General features: G+C 68.6%; 16 protein-coding genes, 1 tRNA gene and 1 pseudogene. 6 read left to right on the top strand and 12 right to left on the bottom strand.

From position 1 onward, the window contains the following. Positions 1 to 9: 9 nt before the first annotated feature. Entirely contained in the window at positions 10 to 627 is a 618-nt protein-coding gene (locus AB0N81_RS25250; RefSeq protein ID WP_365362029.1) for a hypothetical protein, read from the top strand. Positions 628 to 632: 5 nt separating this feature from the next. On the opposite strand, the gene AB0N81_RS25255 is transcribed toward AB0N81_RS25250, so the two are convergent. The 3 genes from AB0N81_RS25255 to AB0N81_RS25265 form a co-directional block, all read right to left on the bottom strand. Continuing rightward, positions 633 to 1,325 carry a DUF4232 domain-containing protein gene (locus AB0N81_RS25255; protein ID WP_365362031.1) on the bottom strand — a complete coding sequence of 231 codons (693 nt, stop codon included), beginning with the start codon at positions 1,323 to 1,325 and terminating at the stop codon, positions 633 to 635. A gap of 604 nt (positions 1,326 to 1,929) precedes the next feature. Then, positions 1,930 to 2,859, bottom strand: a complete 930-nt coding sequence (locus AB0N81_RS25260; RefSeq protein WP_365362033.1) for an ANTAR domain-containing protein — start codon at positions 2,857 to 2,859, stop codon at positions 1,930 to 1,932. Positions 2,860 to 2,998: 139 nt separating this feature from the next. Beyond that, the gene (locus tag AB0N81_RS25265; protein WP_365362035.1) at positions 2,999 to 4,804 is read right to left on the bottom strand and encodes a bifunctional metallophosphatase/5'-nucleotidase; all 1,806 of its coding nucleotides are present in this window, start codon (positions 4,802 to 4,804) and stop codon (positions 2,999 to 3,001) included. A gap of 293 nt (positions 4,805 to 5,097) precedes the next feature. Between AB0N81_RS25265 and AB0N81_RS25270 the strand changes: the two genes are divergently transcribed. The 3 genes from AB0N81_RS25270 (at position 5,098) to AB0N81_RS25280 (ending at position 8,106) form a co-directional block, all read left to right on the top strand. After that, positions 5,098 to 7,281: a TerD family protein gene (locus AB0N81_RS25270; RefSeq protein ID WP_365362082.1), complete on the top strand. Its 2,184-nt coding sequence runs from the start codon at positions 5,098 to 5,100 to the stop codon at positions 7,279 to 7,281. Positions 7,282 to 7,549: 268 nt separating this feature from the next. Next, positions 7,550 to 7,711 (top strand): hypothetical protein, encoded by a 162-nt coding sequence (locus AB0N81_RS25275; protein ID WP_365362037.1) that lies wholly within the window; start codon positions 7,550 to 7,552, stop codon positions 7,709 to 7,711. Further along, positions 7,708 to 8,106 carry a DNA-binding protein gene (locus AB0N81_RS25280; protein ID WP_365362039.1) on the top strand — a complete coding sequence of 133 codons (399 nt, stop codon included), beginning with the start codon at positions 7,708 to 7,710 and terminating at the stop codon, positions 8,104 to 8,106. Before AB0N81_RS25275 ends, AB0N81_RS25280 begins: the two co-directional genes overlap by 4 nt. Before the next feature lie 285 nt (positions 8,107 to 8,391). On the opposite strand, the gene AB0N81_RS25285 is transcribed toward AB0N81_RS25280, so the two are convergent. From AB0N81_RS25285 to AB0N81_RS25315, 7 genes and pseudogenes are all read right to left on the bottom strand, one after another. Continuing rightward, positions 8,392 to 8,745 carry a hypothetical protein gene (locus AB0N81_RS25285; protein ID WP_365362041.1) on the bottom strand — a complete coding sequence of 118 codons (354 nt, stop codon included), beginning with the start codon at positions 8,743 to 8,745 and terminating at the stop codon, positions 8,392 to 8,394. A gap of 21 nt (positions 8,746 to 8,766) precedes the next feature. Then, positions 8,767 to 13,239 (bottom strand): DUF6531 domain-containing protein, encoded by a 4,473-nt coding sequence (locus AB0N81_RS25290; RefSeq protein ID WP_365362043.1) that lies wholly within the window; start codon positions 13,237 to 13,239, stop codon positions 8,767 to 8,769. Between the two features lie 7 nt (positions 13,240 to 13,246). Beyond that, entirely contained in the window at positions 13,247 to 13,558 is a 312-nt protein-coding gene (locus AB0N81_RS25295) for a hypothetical protein (protein WP_365362045.1), read from the bottom strand. Positions 13,559 to 13,623: 65 nt separating this feature from the next. Next, the gene (locus AB0N81_RS25300; RefSeq protein ID WP_365362047.1) at positions 13,624 to 14,646 is read right to left on the bottom strand and encodes a hypothetical protein; all 1,023 of its coding nucleotides are present in this window, start codon (positions 14,644 to 14,646) and stop codon (positions 13,624 to 13,626) included. A gap of 72 nt (positions 14,647 to 14,718) precedes the next feature. Next, on the bottom strand, positions 14,719 to 15,360 hold the full coding sequence (locus tag AB0N81_RS25305; RefSeq protein ID WP_365362048.1) for a hypothetical protein: 642 nt from the start codon (positions 15,358 to 15,360) through the stop codon (positions 14,719 to 14,721). 107 nt (positions 15,361 to 15,467) lie between these two features. Continuing rightward, a pseudogene (locus AB0N81_RS25310) lies at positions 15,468 to 16,248 on the bottom strand (IS5 family transposase); the annotation flags it as partial. 127 nt (positions 16,249 to 16,375) lie between these two features. Then, positions 16,376 to 16,446 (bottom strand) — tRNA-Gly (locus AB0N81_RS25315). 551 nt (positions 16,447 to 16,997) lie between these two features. On the opposite strand from AB0N81_RS25315, the gene dcd reads away from it, so the two are divergent. Together dcd and AB0N81_RS25325 are read left to right on the top strand one after the other, a co-directional pair. After that, on the top strand, positions 16,998 to 17,573 hold the full coding sequence (gene dcd / locus AB0N81_RS25320; protein ID WP_365362050.1) for a dCTP deaminase: 576 nt from the start codon (positions 16,998 to 17,000) through the stop codon (positions 17,571 to 17,573). A 20-nt stretch (positions 17,574 to 17,593) separates the two neighbouring features. After that, positions 17,594 to 18,091, top strand: coding sequence for a phosphoribosyltransferase (locus tag AB0N81_RS25325; protein ID WP_365362084.1), 498 nt, complete (start codon positions 17,594 to 17,596; stop codon positions 18,089 to 18,091). Between the two features lie 107 nt (positions 18,092 to 18,198). On the opposite strand, the gene AB0N81_RS25330 is transcribed toward AB0N81_RS25325, so the two are convergent. Next, positions 18,199 to 19,257, bottom strand: coding sequence for a Yip1 family protein (locus AB0N81_RS25330; protein WP_365362052.1), 1,059 nt, complete (start codon positions 19,255 to 19,257; stop codon positions 18,199 to 18,201). A gap of 159 nt (positions 19,258 to 19,416) precedes the next feature. Beyond that, complete coding sequence (locus AB0N81_RS25335) at positions 19,417 to 20,889, bottom strand: FG-GAP-like repeat-containing protein (RefSeq protein WP_365362054.1); 1,473 nt, start codon at positions 20,887 to 20,889, stop codon at positions 19,417 to 19,419. Positions 20,890 to 21,119: the final 230 nt, after the last annotated feature.

Below are 21,119 nucleotides of genomic sequence, written 5' to 3' on the forward strand. Positions count from 1 at the left end.
AGCGCGGTCGTGGCTCCCGAAGGCTCGGCAGAAGCCCGCTGGCTGGCGACCCAACGCCCGTCCCGCATCCGCGAGGTGCAGGCCGGGCGTCTCGCCTGGACCCAGGTCGACCTGCTCGACGTCGAGGAGGGCAACGCCCGCGCCCTGCGCGGCGCACTCGAAGCCTTCGGCGTACAGGTCAACTACGTACGGGTGGGCCAGCCCCGCCACCTCGTCACAGCGCTGAGCGCAGGAACCGGCCACGGCGCGGCCCCCTACGTGATCATCGCCTCCCACGGCGACGAGGGCCGCATCGTCCTCCCCGAACTCGCCGCGGAAATGGCGGAGTTCCAGCCGTTCAATGAGGGGATGGGCCCGGCGGAGGTGCGGGCGCACGTCCGGCTCCCGGGCAGCGTCGTCCTCCTGACCGGCTGCGACACGGGCGACCCTGCCCTCGTCGACGCGTTCCTCGACGCGGGAGCGAGTGCCTGTGTCGCCCCGAGGGGCGCCCCGTTCGGCTACGCGAGCCTCTTCGCGCCCCTCTTCCTCTTCTACGAACTGACCGAGCGCCGCACCTTGCCGGAGGCCGTGGCCAGCCTGCGCGCACACGACGACGAGCTGGCCATGTGGCACCTCCGCACCAGGTGACGTGCTCAGAAGTCGTCGGCGCCGTTGCGCAGCTCGTACGTCCAGAAGCCGGTCAGCGCCTTCGCCGGGTCGACGGCGATGCCGCCGCTGCCAGGGGCCGTGACGGCGGCCATGCCACCGCCGCCCTGAAGGGTCACCGAGAAGGCGGAGACGGGCTCGTTGTTCTCGTCGACACCGCCGTCGGAGACCTTGACCAGCGCGTACGCGGGGGCGCCGGCCTTCAGGACCACGGGGGCGGCGGGCTTGCTCTTGGCGACGGCGGGCACGTTCTGCTTGTGGCTCTCCAGGAACTGGATCTCCGGGAAGCCGGACATCGTGCAGCTGTGGCCCGAGGTGTTCTTCGCGGTCAGCACGATGTGGGTGTACGGCGGGCCGCCGTGCTGCGCGGCGCTGATGCGGACGTCCTTGGTGGTGCAGAGGGGGGCGGCCGCGGCGGCGCGCTTTCCGGCGGCGATGGTGGCCTCCGCGGACGGCTCGCCCTTCCCCGAGCCGTTCCCCGAGCCGTTCCCCGAGCCCTTCCCCGAGCCGTTCACCGATCCGTTGGACTTGGCGTGGCCGACCGAGACGGTGCGCTCGGTGGCCGACGAGCCGGCGGACTTCGTGTCGGTGTCGCCCCCGCCGCAGGCGGTGAGGGACAGAGCGAAGACGGCTGCGCCGGTGGCGGCGAGGACGGTGGTGCGGCTGCGGAACGTACGCATGGGATTTCCCCCGTGAGTGATGGCGCGGCGGCTGTCCGGTCTGTGACAACCAGCGCCTGACCTGCTGACATTCACTACTCTGACCGCCACCGCTCACGTTCCGCTGCCGCGCCGCTGACGTCCCGCTGCCGCCCCGGCCCGACCCCCACGTCAATCGTCCTACCTCCACGTCAATCGGCAGGCCCGCCCGGCCCACTCGGCCTGTCTGGCCCGCTCGGCCTGTCTGGCCCGCTCGGCCTGTCTGGCCCGCTCGGCCTGTCTGGCCCGCTCGGCCTGTCTGGCCCGCTCGGCTGTCTGGCCCGCTCGGCTGTCTGGCCCGCCTGGCCCGCTCGGCTGTCTGGCCCGCCCGGCTGTCTGGCCCGCCCGGCTGTCTGGCCCGCCCGGCTGTCTGGCCCGCCCGGCCTGCCTGCCCGCTCGGCCCGGCCGACCCGCCTGGCCTGCCCGGCCCGCCCAACCCGCCCGACCTACTCAGCCTGCCTGGCCCACCCAGCCCGCCTGACCCGCCCGGCCCACCCAGCGCGCTCGGCCCACCCAGCCCGCTCGGCCCGCCCGGCCCGTCCTACCCGCCCGGCCCACCCAGCCCGTTCGGCCCACCCAGCCCGTTCTACCCACCCGGCCCCGGGTCGGTCAGCTCAGGTGCGGCGCGCCCCTCGACCACCTCGCGTGCGACGTCGTGCAGCAACCGCCGGTGCGAACGCGCATGCGCGCGCAGCGCGTCGAAGGCGTCGTCCACGGTCATCGACCTGCGCGCCGCGAGCACGCCCTTGGCCTGCTCGATGACCACGCGGCTGGCCAGCGCCCGCTCCAACTGACCGGCGAGCGCCCGGCTGTTCTCGGCCTCGCGCGCACGATGCAGCGTGACGGCGGTGAAGTCGGCCATCGACTGGCCGAGCGTGAGCGTGCACGGCAAGAAGACGTCCCCGGCCCCTTCCGCCCCTCCCCCCGCCCCGCCCCCGGAGAACAGGACGAGCGCGCCGAGGGTCCGGGTGGACACGCGTAGCGGAAGGGCGACCACATGGGTGTAGCCGAGATCGAGGGCCCTCGGGGCGTAGCGCGGCCAGTGCCGCCTCGCCGGGCCCCGGTCGAGGCGCGCGGTAACCGCGGGAGAAGCGACGGAGCCAGAAGAACTGGAGGAGCCAGAAGAACTGGAGGAGCCAGAAGAACTGGAGGAGCCAGAAGAACTGGAGGAGCCAGAAGGAGCGGCAGAGCCAGAAGAGGCGGCAGAGTCAGAAGAAGCGGCAGGGAACTGAGGGGGCGCAGGGAGCTGCGGGGCGGCGACGGACGCCACATGACCCGGACCCTCGCGCCAGCCGACCGCTTCCCGCTCCAAGCGGGCCACCTCGGGATCGGAGCCGCTGACCTGCGTCTCCGCGCGCCCGCCGGGAACGTACACGACGGAAGCGGCCTGCACGCCGAGCAGATACGGACTGTGGCCCGCCAGGACCGCGAGGGTGCCGGGGACGTCCGGCAGGCCTTCCGTCGAGCTGCCGGCCAAGGCCACGAAGACATCGGCCAGCTGCTGTTGGGGCGTCATGCCACTCTCCTCAGAGATAGGGGTCCCTCCTACGGAACGACCCCTCGCCGAGCCCGTACGCCAAGTCCTGCGTCTCCGGCTCCATGACGGAAGCCTACGCCGCGGCCATCACCCCACGACGGAGCTTCTGCTTTCTTCCCTACTCCTTGAGGAAGCTGATCCGACCGGCCGAGGGCGGATCTAGAGGAGACCCGGGCCCGGAGTTCTTCTCCAAGTACTGGACCAGCGCGTCGAGATCGGTCACCTCACCCCCGTCCCGGTCCGTCCCCTCTCTGAACGTGGTGAAGCCGTTGCCTCCGTTGGCGAGGAAGTCGTTCACGGTCACGCGGTACGTCTCGGCGGCCCGTACGCGGTCACCCTTCACCTGTACGGTCTCCGTCAGCACCCGCGCTGCACCGGAACGGCTCATGTCGACCGAGTACTTGAGCCCCGATGACAGCTGCAGAAATCGCGGCTCCTCGGCATTACCGCCGCTGAACTGCTCCTTCAGTACGGCGATGAGCTGCGCCCCGGTGAGTGTCATCGTCACCAGCGGTGTTCCGAAGGGCTGCGTGCGGAACGCGTCGGCGTAGGTGACCGCCCCGTCGCCCTTGTGCACGAGGTCGGCGCGCATGCCTCCCGGGTTGAGGAGAGCCAGGTCGGCCCCGTGGCCGCGGGTCGCCTCCTTCTGGGCGTCGGCGAGCAGACTGCCGAGCGGGGTCTCCTTCTTCGTCGAACCGCGGCCGGGCAGGTCGGCGGAGATGTACCCCACCGTCCGGTCGGCGACCTTCGCGGAACGCTCGCGCCAGGTCTCCACGAGCCTGCTCATCGCGGGCTGCTTCGGCGTGCCGACGGGCACCACACGGTTCACCGCCTTGACCGACCCCCGGACGACGTCCCCGCCCTCGCCCAGCCGGAAGCGCAGATCGGTGAACGACCGCCCGAAGGAGTCTGCCTGCGTGACCGACCGGGGCTTGCCGGCCGGGTCGTCGACCGTGCACTCGTACGAGTCGTGCGAGTGACCGCTGACGATGAGGTCCACCGCGCTCGGCGTCCGCTCGGCGATCCCCTTGATCCGCCCGCGCAGCCGTGACCCGGGCCCGTCGGCATCGCAGTCACCGCTCCCGGCCACCCCGTTCGAGGCCTCGCCCTCGTGAACGAGAAGCACCTGAGCCTCGACGCCCTGCCGCTTCAGCACCTCCGAGTAACGCTTGACGACGGGCACCTCGTCATGGAACTCCACGTCACGGACCTGCGAGGCGTTGATCGCCTGGGGCGCGTCCTTGGTGACGAGTCCGATGAACCCGATCCGCTGCCCACCGGGCAGTGTCTTGACGCTGTACGGCCGCAGCAGCGGCTCGCTGCTCCCCTTACGCGTCACATTGGCCGCGAGATACGGAAACTCCGTACCGTCATAAGCGCCCCCGGGCGCACACCCGTCCTCGGGATGGCACCCGCCCCGGACCATCCGCTCCAGCTCCCGCGGCCCTTCGTCGAACTCGTGATTCCCGACGGAGCTGACATCGAGCCCGAGCAGTTCGAGGGCCTCGACGGTCGGCTCGTCATGGAAGAGGGCGGACAGCAACGGGCTGCCCCCGATCATGTCCCCGGCCGCCACGGTCAGCGAATTCGCCTGCCCCGCCCGAGCCTTCCCCACCAACGTGGCCACCTGCCCGATCCCCCCGGCCTGCACCCCACGCCCACCCCCTCCGGACGCTGCACGCCGCACGGCCCCCGCCGGACCCTCCACAGGATCCAGATTCCCGTGCAGGTCATTGAGCGCGACCAACTGCACAGCCACGTCACCGACCGCCCCCGCGCCACCCGCCTTGGCACCGACCGCCTCCGCGCTACCCGCCCTGGCAGCGGCTGCCCCCGAAGCGACAGAAACGCAGAGCCCCACCCCCACAACACCAGCCACACACCGAACCGCGAACCCCAGACCAGAACCGCCGTATGCATTCACCCCCCGAAGCTACGAAGCCCCGAAGAACCCACACCCGGGACACGCCAGCCCTCACACGTTGTCCGCCCGGACGCCTCGCCCGGCCCATGTTCCGGCCGCCCGCACGACCAGGCGGCCCGGGGGTACCGGGGCACGGAAAATGCCCGGACAGACCGCCGCGACGAAGCGCCGAGCATTAGTGTGCGTAGTACGGCAAGTGTGTCGTACATCACGCGAGAGCGGCCGGCGCGGGCTCTGGGGGGCGGTGCGGGTCTGCCGCGTGCCACTGGGGGTGGGGTCTCATGCAGAGTCTCGTGCACGAGTTGACGAAGGGCGCCAATGTCGGCCTGGCGTCCTTGAGCGAGAACGCCGATGCCGTGATCGTCAGCCTGGACTGGACGAGCCCGACGGGCGAAGGCGACGCGGACGTGTCCGTCCTGCTGCTGGACACCGGCGGCAAGGTGCGCAGTGACGCCGACTTCTACTTCTACAACAACCCGGTCGCGCCCGACGGGAGCGTGCAGCTCCTGGGGAAGACGCCCACGGGGAGCGGCAATCAGGACCGGATCAGTTTCGACCTGACCGCGGTTCCGGAGGACATCGACCGCATCGTGATCGCTGCGAGCAGGTACGACGGAGCCCACTTCGGAGAACTGGACGACCTCCAGCTCACCTTGGCCGACAGCTCCGGTGAAGGGCTGCTCCGGTTCACGATCGGCGACACCGGTTCGGTGAGCGCGTTCATCTTCGGCGAGCTCTACCGACGTGGCGGGTGGAAGCTCAGGGCGGTCGGACAGGGATACGACTCGGGCCTGGCAGGTCTTGCCACTGATTTCGGCGTGGACATCGATGACGACGCGGCCACGGAGGAGGCACTGGACGACGCGGCCACGGCGGGGGGACTGGACGACGCGGCCACGGCGGGGGGACCGGACACGGCTGCCGCCCCCGAAGCCGCACCGGACACCTCTGCCACCGCACACGAGCCAGTGGACGTGGCGACCACAGACCACGCGGACGCCACACCCCTCGTCGTCCCCCTGCCCCAGCAACCCCCGCGGCCCGCTCAGGACACGCGACCGAAGAGGGCGCCGGCACGCCCCCGCACTGCCAAGAAGAAGGTCACCTTGCCGAAGGTGGTCAAGAAATCCTTGGCGGAGAACGATGCCTGGAAGGACGCCAGGCTCTTTCCGGTCTCCGTGCTCAAGAGCGACCGGGACCGGGAAATGAGGGCCAGCTCCGTGCTGCTGTCGGTGATGGCACAGATTCCGGAGTTCGGCAGGAGACTCACCGCCGCGTTCGGCGCACCCGCGGGCCGGATGGAGACGTTCACGGAGGTTTCCCTGCCGTACGGAGACGCCCCTCGACGCCCCGACGGCGTGATCCGGGTCGAACGTGCGGGCAAACTCTGGACGGCGCTCGTCGAGACCAAGACCAACGGAAACGCGCTGAAGGCCGAACAAGTGCAGGCGTACATGGACATCGCCGCCCGCCGTGGCTACGAGGCCGTGATCACCCTGTCGAACGACGTCGCTCTCGAAGGCAACCCGCTGGTCGACGTCAGAGTCGACGGCCGACGCACACACAAAGTGGCCCTTTGGCACCTCTCATGGGCCGAAGTCACGTACCAGGCGCAGATGTTGATCCGCCACGAGGGCGTGGGGAACATGGCGCACGCCTGGCTGCTCCAAGAGTTGCTGCACTATCTCCAGCACGAGAACTCCGGATGCCACGGGTTCCAGAACATGGGCTCGGCCTGGGTGCCCGTACGCAACGGAATCGACGACGAAACCCTGTGCCAAGGAGACATGCGGGCCCTGGAGGTCGTGGAGAACTGGGAGCGGCTCATCCGCCAGGTCTGTCTCAGGCTCGGCGGCGAGCTGGGGCAGAAGGTGCTGCCGGTCCAGCGTTCCAAGCGCGGAACCGACCCCGAAGCCCGCCGCGCCGCCCTGGCCGACCAGCTCTGCCGCGACGGGAAACTGCGGGCGGAGCTACGCGTCGAGGGAGCACCCGGCGGCCTGGTGGTCGGCGCCGACCTGCGCACCGGCAGACTCCGCACGTCCGTCGACATCCCGGCCCCCGACCAGGGCTACCCCCTGACCTGGGTGAAGCGCCTCGTCCGCCGTCTCGCCGAAGCGCCTGCCGACCTGCACATCGAGACGCTCGTGGCGCACGAAGCGGGGGGCCCTCGGGGCACGTTGGAACGCCTGCGCCCGGAGCCGGCGGACCTGATCCCGAAGAACGGCGCCCAGATCACCGGCTTCCGGCTGTCCCTCTTCAAGGGCATGGGCAGCAGCCGAGGCAACGCCGAGTCCGGCTTCATCCGCAGCGTCGACGACGCCGTACACCGCTTCTACGCCACAGTGGCCGTCCCCCTGAACCCCAGCCCACCACGGGCCCGCCCCGCAAACGGGGAAGCGCCCCCCACCCCCGACGCCACCCCCTCAACCGGAACAGCACCGCCGAGTCGTGGCGTAAAGCTCCTAGAGACCACGTAGCGCTTCGCGCAGGCCGCCGTAGGCTTCCCCTGGACGGATTTCACAAGGCACAGGCGGTGGAACCCGAGAACGATTTCCGGGCGTGGCATCTCGCGGGCCTCGCCGACGCTGACCCATTTCACCGGCCGATCGGGATTCAGGGCGACAGCCTCTCGATCTCCCGAGACATCGCGGATCTGCTGAAGAGTCCATCCTCGAGGTAGCCGCGCGTCTGCCACCTACGGATGATCGCATTCGCAGGCTGGGGGGGCTTGCTCCAGACGTTTCGGTGCACTCGCCGCGTGCTACCCAGCGCCAGATCGAGCGCGACAACTTGGACGAGCTCATCGCGGACTTCGACGAGGTGCACGGCCCGGCCGACCCCGCGGCCGTGGCGGCCAAGCATGCCCGGCTGACCGGAGGCGCCTCGAACTCCGGGGTGGCCGCGTGAGCGGTGCCCTGATTATGGACAGCGAGGGCCTGGCAAAGGCCGTACAGCGTGATCGGGAAATTCACGAGTGGCTGACGGCGGCTCGCTACGCGGACCTGCCAGTGATCACCTCGGCCGCTGTGCTGGTCGAGGTGATCGACCCGAAGGCCAACGACGCCGCATTGAAGTGGACCCTGTCCCGCCTGAGCGTCGAACCGGTGACCCAGACTCTCGCGCAATCCGCTGCCGCTTTGTTGCGTGCGGCGGAGCTCCATGGCCACAAGTACGCCATCGACGCCATGCTGTGCGCAACAGCCCTACAGCATCCCGGCCGGGTGACGATCCTGACCTCCGATGTGGAAGACATCGGGATGCTCACTGCCGGGCACTCGCGCTTGAGAGTGGAGAAGGTCTGAGCCGAGGCTCCTTGCCGGGACGACGCGGGCTGATCGTCCGCACTGTTGAGCTCGGTCGGCCGAGACCCCCAAGCAGAAGGCCCAGGTCGCGTGACCTGGGCCTTCCAGCCGGAAGACCCATTTCTGTGACCAGTGGGAGCCCCAGCCCGCACCCACCGCGAGGAACCTGTCGGCACTCCTGCTCGACGCCGACGGAAAACTGGTCGCCTGGGAGAATAGGCCTTTCGGTGACGCACGAAAGGTGATCCAGAACCATTCTTGAGGCGTCGCCGACAGACCTGAAGGTCAGGCAAAGAGAAGTTGATCCGTGACCGCCAGGTTCGGGAACACTTGAATGCTCATTTTTCCGGCGCACTCACCCATCTGGAATTCGATCGAGAAGTATGTGGAACGCGAACTGGAGTGGACCGCCATGCGAGTCGCGCCTTCGCGGAAGATGTCCAGGGTCTTCTCGCCGCTGCTGTTCTTCCAGCGGACCCTCACTGATCTTGCGAGTGCGTCGTAGGAGAGGTACATCTGCTCGTCCCCCTCACCCTGCAACGTGAGCACCCGGGCTTCGCTGTCCTCCTCGGTCTCGGGCCACTCCCCGATCGTTTCGAGGACTTCCTGGTCGTCCGGGACGACGAACTCTTGGTACATGACTTCTCCGGCCTCGTACGGCTAGTGGTTGTAGGGCGGCCATTTGTCGGAGCTCTTGACGATACTCACGCCGGGCCCGCTGCCGCGGAAGATGACGGTGGAAAGCCTTCGCGTACCGTCAGACCGTAGTTCCCAGGTGCTCTCGACGCCGAGCGCGCCGCGTGGGCCGTGGACGACGGAATTCGTCACACCGAATTCACCGCTTCCTCCGTTCCACTCCTTCGTGAACGTCCTCTCAAACGGTTGCTTCGATGCGCCGGTCAGATGTTCGGTCACGTACTGCCGCATCTCTGCTGTGTCGTTGATGCCGATACGTCCTAGCTGCTGTTCGTTTTGCAGCGCCCTGGGCGAGTTGTGCGAGTCCGGCTTGATGTTCTTGTTGAAGAGATAGTCGAGTTTACGAGGGTCGACTTCGGTGCCGCCTTCGCCCGGTGGGCATGCGGCGAGCCCCAGCGGGTCGGCCCAGGTGTGTGGATTGTGAACATAGGTGACGGGGTTCGGGGCGGGGGCCAGGCCGAGCGGGTCCGGGGTGAGGTATCGGGCGGTTTCAGGATCGTAGTGGCGGAAGTAGTTGTAGTTGAGACCGGTTTCCGGGTCGTGGTACTGGCCGGGGAAACGGAGCGGGGTATGGGCAGTGGCGGCACGGTTCCAGGTCGTGGTGCCCCAGAGCGTGGTTCGCGCGCGCCAGGCGATGTCTCCGTGTTCGTCGAGGAGTTCGGTGGGTGTGCCGACGAGGTCGGTCACGATGGCGTAGAAGCGCTCGTCGACCTCGGAATCGTCGAGGTACTTGTGTTCGGCCTGAGTGAGGGGACGCAGGCCGTCGTGGGTCCAGGTGAGGGTGACGGTCTCGGCGCAGTCGAGGGCACGGCTGGATTGCTCGGCGAGTGTGGTGCCGTCCCAGGTGAAGTCGGTCTGGTCGGTGACTGTGCGGCCATCGGACGCGAGGCGTTGCTTGGCGATGCGACGACCAGCCGGGTCGTAGAGGTAGCGCCAGATTGTGCCGTCGGGAGTGACGACCTGGGTGAGATGGTCTTCGGCATCCCAGGTGTAGCGCCAGGTGTCCGGCTTGCGGGACAGACGAGGTTTCTGACGCAAGGTGATGCGTCCGGCATCGTCGTGTTCGTAGCGCACCTGGCCGGCCCGGATGATGCGGCTACCGGTGTATGAGCGGCTGCCGGTGGCTTCCTGGCCGGATTGCTCGGTGGGCCAAGCCGCCTCGGTCTGGTTGCCTGCGTCGTCGTAGGCGTAGGTCTCGGACCACTGATCTGCGCGGACTGCGGTAACCCTTCCCGCGGCGTCCAGATCGAAGTGGCGGTGACCGTTGAGACGGTCGTTGACGCCGACAAGGGCGCCGTCCGCGCGGTAGGTGTAGTCCCGCTGCTGGATCACGCCGTGCGGAACCGGTCCCGTAACTGTCTGGCTCGTAAGGCGGCCGACGGGATCGAAGACACCGGCGAGCGTGACCGTCTCACCGAGGCTGCGGGACAGCTCACGGCCCGCTCGGTCGTGGTCGAAGGTCAAGGTATGGCCGGAGGTGGTCAGCTGCGTCCGGCGCCCGGCTGCGTTGTAGGCGTAAGCGGTGGTCGCGCCGGTCGGTGTGGTGCGTTCCGTACGGCGCCCCAGCAGGTCATAGGAGTATGCCGTGGTGCGGTCGTTGACCGTCTCGGAGAGCATGCGTCCGGCGGCGTCGTAGCAGCGGCTCAGTTCGACGTCGCCGGTCACAGCCCGGGTCAGACGGCCTGCCTCGTCATAGACGTATGTGGTGACGGACCCCGCGGCGTCCTTCGTCACCGTACGGCCCAGGAGATCGCGCTCGAAGCGAATCTGCTGTCCGGTGGCGACGGTGCGGTTGACGAGTTGGCCAGCGGCGTCGTGGGCGTAGGTGAGGACGCGGCCGTCGAAGTCTGTCTCGGAAACCAGGCGGCCTGCCGGGTCGAAGACGTAGGCCCACGTTGATCCCTGGGAGTTGGTGACGCCGGTGAGGCGCAACTCCGCGTCGTGCGTGAACTCGTACCGGACACCGTCGGGACCGGTACGTGCGACGAGCTGGTCGAAGTGGGTGTACTCGAACCGAGTGACCGCTCCCGCCGGGTCGGTGTGACGCGTGCAGTTGCCTTCGCCGTCGTACACCCAGCGCTCGCTGGAACCGTCCGCGTACGCGCGGCGGGCGAGCTTGCCCTCGGTGGTCCATTCGAGGCGGGTCGCGTGCCCCAGCGGATCAGTGACGGTGACGGGGTTGCCGAAGGCGTCACGTTGGTACGAGGTGGCAGCGCCGAGGGGGTTGGTGACTTCGACAGGCAGGCCCGCCGCATCGCAGCGGACGCGGATGGTGTGGTCCAACGCATCGGTGACGGAGACGAGATGGCCCGCCTTGTTGTAGTCGAAGCGCGTCGTGGCCCCGGCCGAATCAGTGACAGCGACCCGGTTGCCCCGTTCGTCGAACTCCTGCCGCCATACGCTGCCGTCCGGCTCGGTGACCGTTATGGGCAGGCCGAGTTCGTTGTATTCCGCACCCGCCGTCAGGCCGTCCGGCCGTACGGCGGACGCCACCCGGCCGTGTTCGTCATGAATGAAGCGCGTGGTGCGGTCGAGCGGATCAGTGACCGCGATGAGTCGGTGATCGTCATCCCATTCCTGGCGGGTTACGTGCCCGAGGGGATCGGTCTGCCGGATGAGGCGGTATGCCTCGTTGTGCTCGTAGCGGGTGGTATGGCCAAGGCCGTTGGTGACGCACGTCGTGCCCGTCTCGTCGTCGTAGGCGAGGGTGCCGGACAGGAAGCCGTCGCTGCCCGCGGTATGAACCACGCGCCCCGACTCGTCGTAGGTGTACTGATAGACAGTGTCGTTACGGTCGGTCCACGAGGTGATGCGCCCCACGTCGTCGTACGTGAACCGCAAGGGCAGCCCTGAGGAATTGGTGACCTCGGTGAGGTGTCCATCCTCGTCGTAGCCGTAGGAGACGAGGAGCGTTCCGTTCCCCTCCGGCTGCACCGGGTCGAGGAGCCGCAAGCTTGCGATGCGGGGCAGGTGGGGATGATGGTCGAGGGCGATTCGGTATCCGCCGGAATGGGAGACCTCGGTAGGGAAACCGTCGTCCGCGTAGTGGAGGGTGATGCGTTGGCCGTTGCGGTCCACGATGGTCTGCAGCGGCAGATCGACGGCCTGGCTGTCGTCGGCGGGACGTGGAGAGTGGAAGACGTACGAGTGCCCGGTGTCCGGGTCGGTGATGCGCAGGGCGCCGTCGACTTCGGTGTCCCAGCTGAGCGATAGGCGTGAGCCGCCCCCCGGGTAGACGGGGTCGGCGGAGTCGGGGGCGAGTGGCGGGTAGCTCAGCCGGGCCCCGTCGGGGGCGGCGTAGATGAAGCCGTCGTCGTCGGCTTGGAGACGCTGGTCGAGGGTGGAGGCCCAACTGGGGCCGAACCAGCCGCCCCAGCGGTACGAGGAGACGTGGGTGCGCTCCAGTACCAGGGGCAGGGTGCCGGGCAGTGCGACATCAGTCTGCGGCAGCAGCATGTCGCCGGTGGCCACGTCGATCGGGTCCAGGTCGCACTTCTTGAACATGGACCGGATCGAGGCGGGCAGCTTCTCCCACTCCGAGGGGCGGAGTTTCAGCCGGGACAGGCCCGAGCCGTCCAGCTTCAATGTCTTGCCGAGCTTGGCGAGTTCGCTGGGCTTGAGCTTTCCCAACCCCTTGCCGAGGACCTTGCCCAGAGAGCCGAGGCCCACCCCGAACGCGGCGCCGGCCGCCAGGGTCTCCGCCAGCTTGTCCGGGTCCTTGAACGTGCCGGGGTCTTTCAACAGGGCGTCGAAGGCGGCGAACTTCATGCCCTCGCCCGCGAGCTTCCCGGCCTTGGCGATCGTCTTGATCTCCCCGAGGGCCTTCAGTGCCCGCTCCAGGCCGCGGATGGCCTCCATTACGGTGCGGATGACCCTGGCCATGCCGCTGCCGGACTTCTCGATCCGGGCGATCAGCGCCACGACCTTCACGGCCCGCGCGCCGGCCGCAAGGTTCCCGGCGATCACGGACAGGCCGCCGGTCAGTACCGACAGTGCCAGGCTCGCGATCTCGAACTCGGCGATCTCGGCGAGGATCACGCCGATCTCGGTGAGCAGTGTGTGGGCCTCGTCGGCGAAGTCGTCCAGCGCCTTGGCGCCGGTGCGCAGCGAGTCGGCCATGTCGGTGGCCTGCGTGCGGGCGGTCTTGGCCCGCTTGTGGAGGGCCTTGGCGGCCTCGCCCTCCCACTCCAGGTCCTTGAGCGCGGTCTCGGCGTCGTGTGCGGCGGCGTCGAGGCCCTTGGCCAGGGCCCGCCACTGCTTGGCTATCTCGCGGATGCCGTCGGGATCGACGGCGGGGTCGGTGATGCCGAGGAACTCCAGATTGCTGGCAAGGGTGTCACCGAAGGCGTGGTTGGCCTTGTTGATCCATTTCAGGGGATTGAGGTCTCCGGCGTCGATGTCGATGTCGATGTCGCCGGGAATGATGTCGAAGCCCATGGACGGCTCAGCCCTTCTTGGCGCGGGCCGCTGCGCTCAGCAGGATGTCCAGCAGGTCGAAGGCGTCGGAGACGTCGCCCATGAACTTGGCCTCGGCCTCCCACTCCTTATGGAGGTTCTCGGTGAGCTTGGCGATGGTGTCCATGCCGTCCTGGATGTCGTCCTTGGCACTCATCAGCGAGCCCAGCACACCGAACGCGGACAGGTCGTGCGAAGCCGCCTTGAAGTCGTGCAGCGGCTTGCGGGTGTGGTCATCGACCTTGCCCAGCGCGGAGGCCGCCTTGTGCAGGGATTCCGCGTCCTTCTTCAGGTCCGACATACCTGTCCGCCCCCGTGGGTCGAGATGATTCTGCGTGTGGTGCGACGACTGGCCGATGGCCTCGGTCAGCGGTTGATGGACTGGACTTCCTGAACGTTCATGTCCTGGGTCGTCTCGAAGGTGCCGTTGGGTAGGTCGCCCTTCGCGCCGCCGGTGCCCTCCCAGGAGATTTCCCAGGTGATTGATGCCTTGAGTTGATACGGCTTTCCGTCCGTGGCCCGCAGATACGTGATGCCGCAGGGTGGGACTTCACCAGAGGCGCCCTTGGTGTACGGAGCGCCGATCGAGCCGTTGTCGTTGATCTCGCAGTCACCGGAGGCGGGGTAGGTTTCCGCGTCGTCGGTACCGGGCTCCAGATGTAGGGCGACCGGCTTCGCTGTGGTCTCCGCCCACAGGCCGGTGCCCGGCAGGTCGGCGCGGACTGTGACGTCCTTGAAGGTGCCCTTGTCCAGCCACACCCAAGTGGGCAGATTGACCGTCGACTTGCCCTGTGGCTTCAGCTCGATCTCGGTGTCCGGGACCTTGATCTTGTCGTAGGCGAACGCGGCGAGCGTCTCTGGGGTGGGGGCGTTCTTGTCCTTGGGGATGGTGCCGGCATCCTGCCAGAACATGATGCGGCCGCACTCCCATGCCGCGGAGTCCTGGTAGCGCCCTTCTCGGACCACGCTGCGCCAAAACATGCCCTTTTTGTCGAGGTTGTAGTCCTTGTAACCGTCGGCGCTGCTGTCCTCGGGCGAGGTCAGGTCGAAATTGTCGTCCGGCTTCCCCTTCTCGTAGTGGTCCACCCAGAGGCCGTTGCTCCACCAGACGTGCGCGTTGACCAGCCCACCCTCACCGGTCGCGACGGCGTCCTTGAGCTGCTTCGGAGAGAAGGCGGGCTCGTACCAGCAAGGCGGCGGCTCCCAATTCGGGTCCACCGAGGCGAGCTCCCCCACAGAAGCCTTCGCCGTTTGGCCGCCGGGGTAGGTGAGCTTGATCTTCGAGTTGGACACCGATGCCATGAGCGATTTGCCGGAGGCGTCTCCGCTGGGACCTGAGGGCTTGCTCGGCTGCTTGGACTTGTCGTCCTCGCCGAACGCGTGGGCCATGCCGGGCACCGCAATGACGACGAGTGCAGAGGCAAATCAGCAGGCTCGCTGCCCTGTAGCGGCGCGGCATGCTCAGCAGCCTCCCCGTTCGGTTTCCGAGTAGCGCGTCTTCCACACACCCTGTGACGTCTTGTCGAGCCGGTTGCGGTACTGGACGCGCGCCTTGGAGTTCTGAGGCGTGCGCTCGACCTCGCCGGTCTTGGTGTTCCTGGTGGAGCCCTTGCTCTCGTCGACGCAGTAGAACAACACGCCGCTGCCGTCATCGGCGATGCTCACCTGCGGTTTCGACACTGTGGCGCGGCCGATCAGAACCAGGTCCTTGTTGACGAAGCCCTTGATCCATTTGCGGGCCGACTGACCGGCGGCATCGTCGGTGTAGAAGGCGAGTGCCTTGGAGTCCGGGTTTCCCTCAATGATCGCGGCGTACTCGGCCAGCAGTTCCTGTTTGCCGTCATTCAAGATCGCCTGCTTCTTGGGGTCCGAGTCCGTCCACCCCTGGAAGTCGGCCTGGAAGCTCTTAGGGAGCGTGATCTTTGGGCGGCCTGCTGCCACGTCGGAGGGCGTAGCAGAGGCCGACGGGCTGGCACTCGATCGCGTGTCCGCCCCGGCGATCTTCTTGTTCTCCTTGTCGTCGTCCGAGCTGCCGCAAGCGGTCAACAGCAGGGCAGCGGAAGCCGTGAGCGCGGTCACCACGAGCCCGGTCGAGCGAGTCACAGTTGTCTCCGATGAGGTGAGGGTAATCCAAGCGAAGCAACGCTATCTGTGACCACCCGGTGACAATGGGAGTGGGTCGGACTTCGGTGGGTGATCAGGCAGACGGTGAGGCCGAGGAAGGCTTCGTGGATGTCGTCGCAACGCTCCCGGCGGATGCGTAGGCGGCGGAAGCCATGGAGCCATGGAGCCATGCGATGGTGCGCTCGACGGCGTAGCGGAAGGTGCCCAGGCCGGTGCCGTGGGGCTCGCTCCGCCGTGCGATCACGGGCCGGATGCCGCGCTGCCAGAGCAGGCGGCGGTAGATGCCGTGGTCATAGCCGCGGTCGGCCGGCAGGGCATCCGGGCGTCGGCGAGGTCTGCCGGCCGGGCCCGCGGCGGCCGGGATCTTGTCGAGCAGGGACATGCGGTTGGGTGACGTTGTTGCGGTTTGCGCCGGTCAGCGACACCGCGAGCGGTATGCCCTGCCCGTCGACGATGAGGTGGTGCTTGCTGCCCGACCGTGCGCGATCGACCGGGCCGGGCCCACTTTTGGGCCCCGTCGGGTGGCCCGCACGTGCAAGGAGCCGATCACCGCCCGCTCCCAGCCCAGCTGGTTCTTCGACCGCAGCTCGTTCAGCAGCAGCTGGTGGAGCTGGTCCCAGACGCTGGCGTCGTGCCAGGCCGCCAGGCGCCGCCAGCAGGTCACGCCCGAGCCGAAGCCGAGCTCCTGGGGCAGGCACTCCCACTGGACGCCGGTGTGCAGGACGAAGAGGATGCCGCACAGAGCCTGCCGGTCAGGCACCCGCGGTCTGCCCTCGACCTTCTTCGGACCTGGCTTCGGCAGAACGGCTCGATCAGCGACCACAGTTCATCCGACACGATCCACGGCTGCGACTGACGCTTTCCCATGCCCATACCCATACCTACACGCAGAAGGGCCGAACGTTTCATGTAGGGCCCGCGAAGGGCACGTCGCCCCAGAACGGGTCTAGGCAAGAAACAAGCCCCAGGTCCATGACCTGGGGCTGAAGAGGAGAGCGGGTGACGAGAATCGAACTCGCACTCTCAGCTTGGGAAGCTGATGTTCTACCACTAAACTACACCCGCGGAAGACGCCGTCCGAAGATGCTTCGAAGCGGTGTCGTACCGTCGCACACTGTACCTCATCACGGGCCCCGGGCGCTCTCGCCGCGGGGTCCGAGTGCTGTCCGGGGGGTGGATGGGCCGTGCGGGGGGAGGGAGTTGGGGCGTACCGTGGGTTGTGGTCGTGCCGCCTGGAGGGCCGTCCCTTTCATACCGTAATGTGGGCATTCGTCGTCGGCTCGGAGGCGAGCGAGAGACGAGTGAGTACGGGCACGTACGAGCTCACCTACGACTGGGGAAGGGACTCAAGGACTTGATGGAGCGCACCGTCGTCCGATGTGCCGAAGGGCACGTGTTCAGCACCGCTTCGTTCCCGATGCAGCAGGCGGACCGGCTCGGTCCCGGCCGGCTCATCCGGTGTCCGCGGTGTGCCCGGCTCCGGCACGCCGTGCCGGTGACCTTGCAGAAGCGGTAGCCGAAACCGGCGGGCGTTCAGCGGCTGCCGGACGTAGCGATGGAGCGCGCGGGTCCTGTCCGATTGGGGAGGGCCCGCGCGCTCTGCGTATCCTCGGTGCGTGCTTCTCTCAGACAAGGACATCCGGGCCGAGATCGACTCCGGACGAGTGCGGATGGACCCGTACGACGAATCCATGGTGCAGCCCTCGAGCATCGATGTGCGGCTGGACCGCTACTTCCGGGTGTTCGAGAATCACCGCTACCCCCACATCGACCCCTCCGTCGAGCAGGCCGACCTGACGCGGCTCGTGGAGCCCGAGGGCGACGAGCCGTTCATCCTGCACCCGGGCGAGTTCGTGCTCGCCTCGACGTACGAGGTCGTCAGCTTGCCTGACGACCTCGCCAGCCGCCTCGAGGGCAAGTCCAGCCTCGGGCGGCTCGGGCTCGTCACGCACTCCACCGCCGGGTTCATCGACCCGGGGTTCAGCGGGCACGTGACCCTGGAGCTGTCGAATCTGGCGACCTTGCCGATCAAGCTCTGGCCGGGGATGAAGATCGGGCAGCTGTGTCTCTTCCGGCTGACCTCGTCCGCCGAGGAGCCCTACGGCTCGGCGCGGTACGGGTCGCGTTACCAGGGGCAGCGCGGGCCCACCGCCTCCCGTTCCTTCCTCAACTTCCATCGGACCCAGGTGTGACATCCAGCATGAGTGACGGCGTGAGTGACGTGCGCGAGAACCTTACGTACGACAAGTTCGGCGGCGCTGTGCGGGAGCTCGCGCAGACCATCGCCGACGACGGGTACCAGCCCGACGTGATCATCTCCATCGCCCGCGGTGGTGTCTTCGTCGCGGGCGGGCTCGCGTACGCACTCGACTGCAAGAACATCCACCTCGTGAACGTGGAGTTCTACACCGGCGTGGGCACCACGCTGGAGATGCCCGTCATGCTCGCGCCCGTGCCGAACGTCATCGACTTCACCGACAAGAAGGTGCTCATCGCCGATGACGTCGCCGACACCGGGAAGACGCTGAAGCTCGTGCACGACTTCTGCCTCGACCACGTCGCCGAGGTGCGGTCCGCCGTCATCTATGAGAAGTCGCACTCGCTCGTGAAGTGCGAGTACGTGTGGAAGCGCACCGACGAGTGGATCAACTTCCCTTGGAGCGTCGAGCCGCCCGTCGTGAAGCGTGCGGGGCAGGTCCTCGACGCCTGACGGAAGTCTGACATGAGTGCGAGAAGGGCCCGGGGACGGTCAGTCCCCGGGCCCTTCTCGGGTTCGTACGTCACGTACGTACGTCGCGTTCGTGCGTCTCGTACGTCCTAGAACGTGCCCAGCTTGATGATCGACAGGATCGCCAGGAGCTGGATCGTGGACGCGCCCAGCGCCTTCGGCCACGGCAGGTCGTGGGACTTGCTGACCATCGTGGTGAGCAGCGCGCCCGCCGCGAGCCAGGTCGCCCAGCCGAGCAGCTGTACGAAGGGCTGGCCGCCGCCCAGGAACATCGCCACGATCACGCGCGGCGCGTCCGTCAGCGACATGATCAGCATGGAGAGGCCGACCGTCGGCTGCCAGGCGCCGTCGCCGCCGAGCTGGCGAGCGAGCGTGTGCGTGACCACGCCCAGGATGAAGGCGCTGATGGTGATCGCGACGCCGGTGGTGAGGACGAAGGGCACCGCCGACGACAGCGTGGCGTTGATCGCGTCGTCGCGGGCGTCGTCGAAGCCGAAGAGCGCGAGCAGGCCGTAGAGGAACGTGACGACGACGGCCGGGGCCCACATCGCGTAGTCCCGCATGTGGAGGAAGGTGGGGCCGGGGCGCAGCACGATGCCGCGCAGCAGCTCCTTCCAGTGCAGGCGGGGGCCGATGGGGGCGACGGGGGCCTGGCCGGCGCGGTAGGTGTCGCCCTGGGTGTAGGGGTCCTCGCCGATGGAGAAGGCCTGGGTGTGCCCGGGGTTGTTGGCCGCGTACGGGTCGTACCCGCCGCCCTGGGGGCCGTGCCCCTGGCCGTGCCCGTGCCCCTGGCCGTGCCCGTGCCCCTGCCCGTGCCCGTGGTCGTCGGGGCCGCCGAAGTACTCCGGCTCGCCGTGGTGGCCGCCGCCGGCACCGGCCTGGGGCCACTGCTGACCGCCACCACCGCCGCCCCCGCCTCCGGCGTACGGCCGGCCGCCCTGCGGGGCGCCGCCGCCGTACTGGGGTCCGCCCCCGCCGTACTGCTGCCGCGGGGGCTGCGGGGGCTGAGGGTTCGACGGCGCGGGTGGGTAGCCGTACGGCTGCTGCCCGCCTTGGGGGGCCTGCTGTCCGTACGGCTGCTGCCGCGGTTGTTGTTGCGGTCGCGCGGCGCGGTTGTCCCGGCCGCGTCCGATCCTGAATCCAGCCACGAATCGAACGTACCTGGTCTTCGGGGGTGGGGTCGTCCCTCCCCGGGAGGAGACGGGCTTTGCGGCCGACCTGTGACAACCCCTAGGGGAACCCTGACGGGTCAGCCACAGGCCGGCGGCCGGTCCCGGTGATGGGAGGCCGGGTGGGGCCGGGTCAGGTCAGCGGGCGAGCACTGCCCCGTACGCGTACGGGTGCGAAGACGCGGGCAGCCCGATCGAGTTGGGCGTGATGGCCCTGCTGCCCGTGGCGCCGCCACCCGGCAGCTCCCACACGCCGCCCGCGGCCGCGTTCTCGCCGGGCGCCGCCGCGGACACGTCGGGGCGGCCGTCGCCGTTGTGGTCGGCGGCCGCCAGGTTGGCGCCGAAGAGGTCGCCCTTCTCGGCCGTGCCCGGGATGCCGGGGGAGTTCTGCTGGTACGCGACCGCGCCCACCGCCGCGCCGTCCGGGTTCAGGATGCCCTTCGCGCCGCCCTTCAGGACGGTGACGCTGCCCGCGCGGGCGGCACTGCCGATGGCCTCGCCGGGGGCTCCCGAGATCAGGTCGTCCTTGCCGTCGCCGTCGAGGTCCGCGGCGACGAGGGCGTTGCCGAAGTCGTCACCCGTTTCGGCGACACCCGGAACGCCGGGGGTGTCCTGGTTGAGGGTCTGGCCTTCCCATACGAGGCCGCTGCCGTCCCCGTAGTGGATGTGGATGCCGCCGCCCTTGGCGATCTCCTCGGGGCCGCACGGGTCGTCGATGTTCTCGTCGGCGATCTCGCGGCAGTTGCCGAGGGCGAGGTCGTCGTGGCCGTCGCCGTTGAAGTCACCGGTGGCGAGGGCGTTCGCGGCGCTGTTGTCGCTGCTCCACGTCAGGGAGAACTTGTACTCGTCCCTGCTGTAGTCGTACAGCTGGACGTGGGACTGGGTGTTGGGCTGGTTCTGCGTGTAGTACGCGACGGCCAGCTCGGGGCGGCCGTCGGAGTTGTAGTCGCCGGTCGTCATGACGGGGGCGCGGCCGCCCATGGGCCTGGCCATGAGGGGCCGGGTGTAGTCGGTGAGCGGGTTGGCGTTGAAGACGACCTGGTCCTTGCCGCCGATCGCCAGGTCGACGTCCGTGTCGCCGGTGAAGTCGGCGGCGGTCAGGGCGTTTCCGTAGGCGGCGCCGGTCTTGTCGCCGCGGGCGGCCGTGTTGGCCGCGGCGAAGCCGTCACCGGTGCCGTACAGGACGGTGACCGAGCCCGCGTCGGTCTTGGCGTCGATGTCCTCGCCCGGGGCGCCGATGACGAGGTCGGCGTACTTGTCGTCGTCTATGTACGCGGTGGTGACCGCGCCGCCGAAGCGGTCACCGGCCTCCGGGGTGCCGGGTACCTCGACGGTGGCCTGCGTGATGCGCCGCACGCCGTTCGTGCCCGGCCCGTCCTTGCCGCCGAACACGACGCTCACGTATCCGGCCTTCGCCTTGCCGTCGACGGTGCCGCTGGGCACGCCGACGGCGAGGTCGGCGTAGCCGTCGCCGTCGAAGTCGCCGGTGAGCGGGGTGGGTTCGGCCGGCGCGGCCGGGGGTGCGGCGTGCGCGGCGGTCGTGAGGGGGAGGGTGAGGCCGGCGGCGGCCAGGGCGGTGGCGGCGGCGAGAGTGAGGGTGCGTGTGCGCACTGGGGCTCCAACTTGTGGGTGTTCAGGGCGGCTTGGCGGCCACGCGGCGCGTGGCGGTGGACCGGCGCTTCACTCGTGTGACATGTGGAGTTGGGGGAGGGTTGTGCTGAGCGTCGCCCGGCGGTGACCCCATATGCGTACGGAGGCTCCGGGAGGGGGCGGGGCCGGGCCCGCATCGGGTGCGGGCCCGGCGAAGGTGCGGGCTCGGCGGAGGTGCGGGGCCCGGCGAA

Origin of the sequence: Streptomyces sp. NPDC093510 (genome assembly GCF_040683555.1) — a bacterium.
GTDB lineage: Bacteria > Actinomycetota > Actinomycetes > Streptomycetales > Streptomycetaceae > Streptomyces.